The 8,287-nt window shown below is 66.8% G+C and carries 4 protein-coding genes and 7 pseudogenes; 3 read left to right on the top strand and 8 right to left on the bottom strand.

Annotated features, from left to right (window positions below):
* Window positions 1–178 precede the first annotated feature (178 nt).
* Window positions 179–403: pseudogene (locus tag ABZ070_RS33400) on the top strand (WhiB family transcriptional regulator); the annotation flags it as partial.
* Window positions 404–923: 520 nt separating this feature from the next.
* Window positions 924–1,183: pseudogene (locus tag ABZ070_RS33395) on the top strand (DDE-type integrase/transposase/recombinase); the annotation flags it as partial.
* Window positions 1,184–1,244: 61 nt separating this feature from the next.
* On the opposite strand, the pseudogene ABZ070_RS33390 reads toward ABZ070_RS33395, so the two are convergent.
* Window positions 1,245–2,062: pseudogene (locus tag ABZ070_RS33390) on the bottom strand (IS3 family transposase); the annotation flags it as partial.
* A gap of 440 nt (window positions 2,063–2,502) precedes the next feature.
* Between ABZ070_RS33390 and ABZ070_RS33385 the strand changes: the two are divergent.
* Window positions 2,503–2,977: pseudogene (locus ABZ070_RS33385) on the top strand (ATP-dependent helicase C-terminal domain-containing protein); the annotation flags it as partial.
* Between the two features lie 69 nt (window positions 2,978–3,046).
* Here ABZ070_RS33385 and ABZ070_RS33380 read toward each other — a convergent pair.
* From ABZ070_RS33380 to ABZ070_RS33350, 7 genes and pseudogenes are all read right to left on the bottom strand, one after another.
* Window positions 3,047–4,036 carry a DUF3068 domain-containing protein gene (locus tag ABZ070_RS33380; protein WP_356639461.1) on the bottom strand — a complete coding sequence of 330 codons (990 nt, stop codon included), beginning with the start codon at window positions 4,034–4,036 and terminating at the stop codon, window positions 3,047–3,049.
* 11 nt (window positions 4,037–4,047) lie between these two features.
* Window positions 4,048–4,185, bottom strand: coding sequence for an SPW_0924 family protein (locus tag ABZ070_RS33375; RefSeq protein WP_356639459.1), 138 nt, complete (start codon window positions 4,183–4,185; stop codon window positions 4,048–4,050).
* Window positions 4,186–4,424: 239 nt separating this feature from the next.
* A pseudogene (locus ABZ070_RS33370) lies at window positions 4,425–4,838 on the bottom strand (transposase); the annotation flags it as partial.
* A 50-nt stretch (window positions 4,839–4,888) separates the two neighbouring features.
* A pseudogene (locus tag ABZ070_RS33365) lies at window positions 4,889–5,140 on the bottom strand (ATP-binding protein); the annotation flags it as partial.
* Window positions 5,141–5,255: 115 nt separating this feature from the next.
* Window positions 5,256–6,779: a group II intron reverse transcriptase/maturase gene (ltrA, locus tag ABZ070_RS33360; RefSeq protein ID WP_356639457.1), complete on the bottom strand. Its 1,524-nt coding sequence runs from the start codon at window positions 6,777–6,779 to the stop codon at window positions 5,256–5,258.
* Window positions 6,780–7,313: 534 nt separating this feature from the next.
* A complete protein-coding gene (locus tag ABZ070_RS33355) occupies window positions 7,314–7,925 on the bottom strand; it encodes an ATP-binding protein (RefSeq protein WP_356639455.1) in 612 nt (203 codons plus the stop codon).
* Window positions 7,918–8,287 (bottom strand): annotated as a pseudogene (locus ABZ070_RS33350) (transposase); the annotation flags it as partial. The pseudogene ABZ070_RS33350 and the gene ABZ070_RS33355, both read right to left, overlap by 8 nt.

Here is an 8,287-nt window from a genome sequence, read left to right as displayed (position 1 = left end):
GCCGCAGCTCGCCCGACGTGATCTGGTCGAGGTACTCGCCGACGCCGGAGACGCCGAAGGCGACCTTGTTGCCCAGGATGGAGGCGAGCAGTTCGACGAGCTGGCACAGATCATGGTCGAGTTGGACGTACGGCAGTTGGAGGACGAACTCTCGAGCCACCCGGGGCGGGGGGAGGACATGACCAACGCGTGGGGCCGCTGGGGGGATCAGAAGGTTGCGTGCCGGGCCGTCGACCCGGAGGAGTTTTTCGGCGGCGATGCTCAGCAGAGCCGGGTCAAGAGTGTGTGTACCGGGTGTCCGGTACGAGAGGTGTGCCTGGCCGAAGCCCTCGACAACCGGATCGAGTTCGGGGTGTGGGGCGGCATGACCGCGCGTGAACGCGGGGCCTTGTTGCGCCACAGAAACCAGGAGCAGCCGCCCGCCCCGCCCGAGCCCGCCGCACTGATGGGCAGTCCCGCGCCCGTATCCGCTACGGCCTCAGCCGGGAATGGGCACAGCGCCGCATCGGAAAATTTGCCGGACGGTCCGCAACGACCGTAAACAAGGTGAAAGCCGCCATGGAATCCAACGTGTAATCCCGAGCGTTTCTTATTCGCCCCGGACGGAAACCCGTTCGAGGCTAATGCTTTTGGGTGAGGGTTTCCTGTTCGTGGTGTTCGGTGCGGCCGATGGAATTCGGCGGTGACGGGTGACGAGCCGTCAGAGCGGGCCCGCGGACGGTGACCCGGCCCCGGCGGGCGGGAAGCCGGCCTAACCCGGACAGGCCCCGCCAGGGCCTGCCGCGCGGTGGGTGCTGTCACGTTGACCGGTGAGTGAGATGATCTTCGGGTTGGTCGTGGCTGGGAGGGGCCTTTCGTGGAGAGCGCGTAGCCGTCGTACAAGGGGCATCGGTACCCGGTCGAGGTGATCTCGCACTGCGCGGTACTTCCGGTTCCTGCTCAGCTTCCGCGACGTGGAGGAGCTGATGCTCCAGCGCGGCGTCGTCGTCTCCCACGAGACCGTCCGCCGGTGGTGCGCCAAGTTCGGCCAGGCCTACGCCGCCGCCGTCCCCGACCCGGTGACAAGTGGCATCTCGACGAAGTGTTCGTCAAGATCAACGGGGAGCGGAAGTACCTGTGGCGGGCGGTCGACCAGGATGGCAACGACATCCTCATCCAGAGCCGCCGGGACAAGGCCGCGGCAGCGCTTCTTCGTCTTGCGGACGTCGAGGCCGGCGCAGCGTTCGTGCAGCACCGAGCCCCGCTCGCATGTGCGGGGCCATCGAGCAGCCGAGCACCCGCCGCGAGGGGATATCGATCACGCAGGCGAGGTAAAGCCAGGCAGCTCCGACCTGCACGTATCTGATGTCGCCGCACCACTTCTCGTCCAGAGCGTCGGCAGTGAAGTCCCGCTGGACCAGGTCCGCCACCGGTGGCCCGAGCCGGTCCGGGAGCGTGGTGCGCTTCTTCATGCGCAGGTGCCGGCCGACGATGCCATGCTTGCGCATCAGCCTCGCGACCCGCTTGCGGTTGGCCGTGTGGCCGAAGCCACGCAGTTCGGCATGGATGCGAAGCGCGCCGTAGTTCCCCCGGTGTTCGGCGTGGATCTCACGGATCTCCTCGACGAGGGCGTCCTCGGCGGCCTGCCGCTCCGCCCACGCCTGGGCGCCGGCGGTCTACCGGTAGTAGCCCGAGTGGGAGACTTCCAGCACCCGGCATATCCGCTTGATGCCGAACATCCCGGCGTGGGCGGAGACAAAGTCCCAAGCGGCGGTCTTCACTCCATCTCCCGGGCGAAATAGGCGGCTGCACGGCGCAGGATCTCCCGCTCGAGCTGCCATTCCTTCTCCGCCTTGGTCAGCCGGGCGTTCTCCGTCCGCAGCCGGGCCAGCTCGCCATCGGTGTCCTGCGACATTCCGGCATCGGCCGGCGGCGCACCGGCGTCACGCACCCAGGTCCGCAAAGTCTCCGGGTTGACATTCAGGTCAGCCGCGTCCTTGAACGTCCGCCTGCCGGCCGAGGCCCGCCACAACGCAATCGCGTCGCACCAGAACTCCGCACACTGCCTGCTGCCCTGGGGCAACGGGGATCCGCACTGACCGCACCGCCGCACATTTCTCCTCGCCACCTCTCCAGGATCCACCCGGACGAAGCAGGGCGGAGGGACGGACGGCAGCTGCAGCTCCGCACCGGCCGGCACCCGGAGCTGACACGCCGAGAGCCCCGTGTCAATGCTCCCGCAGAATTGAGCACGCCATGATCCCGCAGATTTGCCCTGGTGTGGCTCAGCCGCGGTGTGTGCGGTCTCCTTGGCGAGGAGTTCGCGTCGTTGGCGGGTGCGGTAGGAATCGCCGGTGGGGGTAAGGACCTCGGCGTGATAGACGAGACGGTCGGATCATGGCTGCGACGACGTCGTCGTCGGAGAAGGTCTCTCCCTAGCGTCCGAAGACGGCCTGTCCGGGACTCGCTGAATCCGAGGGTGCGTCCAGCTGCCGGTGCAGAAAGGCGAGCCGCTCGCGCAGCGCCCTGCTGAACCGCACCGATGAGTGGATGGAGCCGGAGCTGTCCAGGGCCCGGTGACGGCCGATCTCGGACGTGTCCAGGCCAGGCGCTGCAGCGGCTGCTGCCCTGGGCGGGCGGCGACGCGGCCCGGCTCGACGAGCTGGCGCAGGAGCGGATCGAGGTGCCGAGCGGCTCGCGGATCCGGGTGGAGTACGGCGGCGCCCAACCGGTCCTGGCCGTGAAGCTCCAGGAGCTGTTCGGGCTGCGCGAGACGCCCATGGTCTCGGGCGTGCCGGTGCTGGTGCATCTACTCTCCCCCGCCGAGCGGCCGGCGACGGTCACCGCCTACCTGGCGTCCTTCTGGAAGGACGGATACCGGTCCGTACGGGCCGAGTTGCGCGGCCGCTATCCCAAGCATCCCTGGCCCGAGGACCCGTCGACGGCCGAGCCGACCCGGCAGACCAAGGTGCGGCTCAGCAGGGAAGCCGGAAGCTGAGTCGGAGCAGATCCGAAAAGCATTCCTGAGCTGAATCGGATGCCGGCGGGTCGGAGGCGCAGTGAGCCGTCAGTCAGGGACCGGCTCCGGCTCGCGCTCCGCGGCCCGGGCCTGCGGCCTGCGGCCGCGGGCCTCAAAGACCAGCGCGAGTGCCAGCAGTCCACCGCCCAGGACCAGGAAGCCCCATGGCAGGTACGAGGTCATCAGCAGCACCAACTGCCTCTGAGACTTGACCAGTTCGACCGTGGAGTCCACATAGTCCGGGCGCATCTTCACATGCCCGGCGAATACGGTGACCTTGTCCCGGCCGCCCAGCAGCGTGCCGCCGCGCAGCTCCTCCCGGTGGATCTCCTCACCGTTCACGGGACCGCCGGTGACCGGGTCCACCCAGAACATCCGCTTGGTGGTGTACCAGCGAGTGGTGCCGGTCTGCTTCTCCAGCCTGGTCGCGTCGATGCCGGGGATCGGCATCTTCTTCGGGTACGGCACCTTGGTCCACGGGATGGTTTGCTCGAAGTAGTAGACCTCCAGCCCGCGGAACTGCCGGGTGCCCTTGTAGTGGATCGGGGCGGACCTGCGCGCTTGGGCGTCGAAATACTGGTAGTCCCGTTTCTCGGTGAGGAACGGCCACTTGAACTCGATGCCCTCGCGCCGCACCGGGTCGCCGTCGACCATTTCGCCGGTGGCGTGCACGGGTTCCTGGGTGTGCGCGTCGAAGATGTAGCGCTCGGGTATCTGGGACACCATCTTTCCGTCCGGCCCCTGGACGTAGGAGAGGGAGTCCCAGACGACGACGTCACGGCCGACGGTGCGTTCGATCCTCTCGGACTCCTCCACGTTGCCCTTGAGGGTCTGCACGATGGTGACCTTCTCGACCTCCTCGGCCTCGAAGGTGCCGTAGTCGAGGAGTGTCGCGGGCTTCGCCTCGAGGACCATCTCCTGGTAATGGCCCGCCGGCATCTTGGCGAGCCGGGGAAAGGCGTACCAGCGCAGCAGCGGTGAGAGCACGGCGAAGAAAACGGCGAGGGCGACGAGTAAGAGGCCTCCTCTGCGGTGCACGGTCCGCCCTCCTACTTCTTGGGTCCGGGGACGGTGGTCAGCAGCGGCTCGGGCGAGGTCTCGCCGGCCGGTGCCCCGATCGACGTGAGGGTGAGGACGAGGGCGAAGGCGGCCGCCAGCCCGATGGCGGCGGCGACAAGGGCGCGCATGCTCGGCCTCCCGGGACACGGATCCGATCCGGATCTGATAGGCATCAGGACGGAGCACCGTAGCAATCCAGCCGCGAGATGACAACACGTTGCACCACCGCCACATGGCCCCCTGCCCTGTGGCGGCAGGGGGGGCGGTGCGGGAATGCTGAATGGCTGGTCGGACGGCCGGTCGGGACTTCTACGACTGTGATTCCCAATCAGGTTGTCAAGCCGGGGGGTGACAATTCGTGGTCGCGTCAGGGTGTCGCTGTGACGGTGTGTGAAGGTGGGGTGACCTCGAACGTCCGATGGTCTCGTATCAGAGCCCAGAGCACGTTCAGGCGTCGGCGGGCGAGGGCAAGGACGGCCTGTTTGTGGTTCTTCCCCTCGCTTCTCTTGCGATCGTAAAAGGTCTTCCAGACTGGGCAGCAGCGGGCTGCGACCTGGGCGAAGAGGTAGAAGAGCCGCAGGAGTCAGCGGTTGTAACGGTGCGGCTGCGCAGGTTGTCCGCTGACCTTCCCGGAATCTCTGGGAACGGGAGCGAGGCCCGCGACGCCGACGAGCCGGTCGGGGCTGCCGAAAACGTCCATGTCCCCGCCGGTCAAGGCGATGAACTCGGCCCCGAGCAGGGTGCCGATGCCGGGCATGCTCAGGACGGCTTCGGCGGGCCGGCCAGCCGCCCATCAGGGCGGCAGGCCGTCGAGACAGGCAGTGGCAGACGTCAGCCGGCCTTGGCCGGCTCCTCAGCTCGGGCCCGGGTGCTGGCGAGGCGGTAAGAGTCGGTGCCGGTCTCGATGATGGTGCCGTTGAACGTCAGCCGGTCGACGATGGCCGCGCAGAGGCGGGGGTCGGTGAAGGTCTTGGTCCAGCCGCCGAACGACTCGTTGGAGGCGATCGCGACGCTGTTCTTCTCCTCACGCTCGGTCAGGACCTGGAAGAGAAGTTCGGCGCCGTGCCGGTCGAATTCCATGTGTTGGGTCGGGGACGAGACGCCGTGCACTGTTTCCAGTGCCGGTTTTCCCGTCCCCGCCCGCCGAACCGGACGTGCCCGTTGGCCGAGCATCCGGCTCTCCACGTGATCCGCTGGATCAGGCGAGGTATTCGCTGACCTGGCCGACGAAGGCCACATCGTCGTGGTTCGTCCGGCGGAAACGTGCTCCGTCGGGATCGACCTCGTCGATATTGTATGGCGTGCTGATCTGCGCTCCACGAAACGTGTATCGCTGGACCCGCATCTTCGCCGGGTTGTAGAGGATGATCCCGCCCTCCGTGATGCGGTCCGCCCCGTAGTAGCGGCGCCGCAACTGTTTCCAGGTCAGATGGGGGTGCTTGTAGCGAATCCAGAGGACCAGCCTCCACCACGCGTACCAGCCGAGGTAGGAGAACGTTCTCTTCGATGCGCCGTAGCGGAAATAGGCAGCCCAGCCCCGAAGGACGGGGTTGACCGACCGCAGCACCTCCTCCAACGAGAGCGACGTCGTGCTTCGCCCCGTCAGTTTCTTGATCTTGTGCATCACCGACGCCAAGGCGGGCTTGGACGGGATGGTGAGCACGACACGGCGGCCGTCGCCAAAGGGCCTTCGCTGGATGTGGAAGCCCAGGAAGACGAAGCCGTCGTCGATGTGGGTGATGTGGGTCTTCTCGACCGAGAGAGTCATCCTCAGCTTGCGGGCCAGCAGTTCACCGATCTCCGTCTTGAGCATCTCGGCCTCGGGCTTGGTGCCGTGCACGAGCACGACAAAGTCGTCGGCGTAACGCACCAGCCGGAAGTTCGGCCGCCCCATTCGGCGTCGATACTGCCGACGCCAGGGCGGGGACATCTCAAGGTCCCAGATCCGCGAGAAATTCCGGTCCAGGACCGAGAGATAGATGTTGGCCAACAGCGGAGAGGCGACTCCTCCTTGCGGAGTGCCCGTGAGGGTCTCCGCGAATCCACCGTGCAGCTCGACAACTCCGGCCCGCAGAAACGCGCTGACCAGCCGCAGGACCTTGCGGTCCTTGATGCGTTCGGCCACCAAGTCCATCAGGACGTGATGGTCGACGTTGTCGAAGCAAGCCTTGATGTCGCCCTCGAGGACCCATTCGTAGGTCGACGGCTTGCTGGTGAAGCGGTGGATTTCGGCGATGGCATCCTGGGCCCGCCGTCCGGGCCGATACCCGTAGCTGGACGGGTAGAAATCGGCCTCGAAAATCGGCTCCAGGACCAGCTTGAGGGCCATCTGCGCGACGCGGTCCCGCAGTGTCGGGATGCCCAAGTAACGGACCTTGCCGTTCTTCTTGGGAATCACCGCCTGCTTGACTGGTAGTGCAGTGAAGGACCCGTCCTTGAGCGAGGAGCGAAGCTCCTCAAGGAACGGAATCACTCCATGACGTTCCTCGATGTGGAAGCGGGTGACCGCATCCACACCTGCTGTCCTGGCACCCCGGTTGCCAGACACCCGCTCCCAGGCCACCACCAAAGTAGCCCGGTCGCAGATCAGGTTGAATACATCATCGAACCGGCGATCCGGCTCGTTCCTTGCCCATCGGTGCAGCTTGATCTGATGATCGAGTACCCGTCGCGCGGCCGTCATACTGCCCGGCCAGATTGTCGACGGCGCGTCGTTATTCAACAACGTTCCTCCCCGACAGCAGCCCTGCTGCCATCACGCTGTCGCCCTTCCCCATGTGATCGGCTTTCCCGGCCTCCGAGTACTACGGCGACTCCGCCACGATCTGGCGTCATCAGCGGGCATTGCGCCTGCCCGCCGCCCGGCCGGCTGCCGGACGGGAAGGGCGATGCCAGGTCGCTTCCCACGTTCACTGAGGATCTCTGTGACGGCTTCGGTGCCCAGCTATACCCCGGCAGCATCGCCACGGACCGCAGATCGCAGTATTGGTCCGGGCCTTTCGACGCCCATAGGCTAAAGACGCCGAAAGAGGAGAGGCCATCGGATAGAGCACTCTCCAGCACTGCAAAGCGGCCCATCCACCAGGTTCGGCAGGCCGCTGACGACTCACGGGACGTCAACCACTGGTTCAGTTTCCTTGCACCCATTCCGTCTTCGCTTGCGGGCACGAACCGTCTGGTGGTGTCGGTCCGCCCCTACGTCGTCGAGGCTGCTTCCGGCCTCACCCCCAACCCGGGGTTCAGCCTGCCTCCAGCTTCAACCGGTCCCTGCGAGGACCGGCGGCGGGCCTCTCATCCCGCGAGATCCATCAGCGCCTCGTGGCGCACAGCCGAGTTCGTCGATCACTAGCAGGCGGGGTCCGGCGAAGAACCTCATGATGCTCGACCAGCGGCCTTCGAGTGCGGCCTTGTGGCACTTGGCGGCGAGTTCGGCTGCGGTGGTGAAGTAGACGCGGTGGCCGGCATCGACCGCGGAGCGGGCGAGTGCGACGGCCAGCATCGTCTTGCCGACGCCGGGCGGGCCGACCAGCAGGACGTTGGAGGCGTTGTCGAGGAACCTCAGGGTGGCCAGGTCGCGGATGAGTTTCTCGTCGACGCCGGGCTGGGCGGCGAAGTCGAAGTCGTTCAGGGTCCAGGGTTCCGGCAGGCAGGCGAACCTCAGCCGGGAGGAGAGTTTGCGTGCTTCCGTCGCCTCGACCTCGATCTCAAGGAGTTTCATCAGCGCGGTGGTGAGGGTCATCCGCTCGGCGCGGGCCTGGTCCAGGACGTGGGGAAGGGCTTCGGCGGCGTCATTGAGCTTCAGATAGGACAGGTGGCACCGCAGCTGCTGGTAGCGGCGGGCCTGGCTCATCGGCATGGCGTCACTCACTCTCACACTCCTGGTCTTCGTGGGTGGGGGCCTGCCGCAGCCGGTCGGCGACGGCGGCGTAGTGAGACAGGTCGATCACGACCCGGTTCGCGACGTCCGATTCAGGCCGGCCGCGAAGCTTCTCGGCTTCCGCCTGGGCCGCAGCTGACGGGGGCCGACGGACCTTGGTGCGGCAGGGGGCCTTGTCGGAGAACGAAGCGAGAACGGCTCGTTCGAGGGCAACAACGTGCCCGGAGTCCCGAACGGTCTGCCCCGCGCCATCCGGTGCCCGGCGGTGGTGGGCGATGACCGCGCGACCGGCGGTGACCACGTGCAGGTCGTCCTCACCGAGGCGGATCCGGACCGTGACATGGGCGCCGGCC

This window comes from Streptomyces sp. NPDC006283 (assembly GCF_040613325.1).
GTDB lineage: Bacteria > Actinomycetota > Actinomycetes > Streptomycetales > Streptomycetaceae > Streptomyces.
The sequence above is the reverse complement of the archived record's forward strand: the minus strand, read 5'-3'. Positions and strand labels throughout refer to the sequence as shown.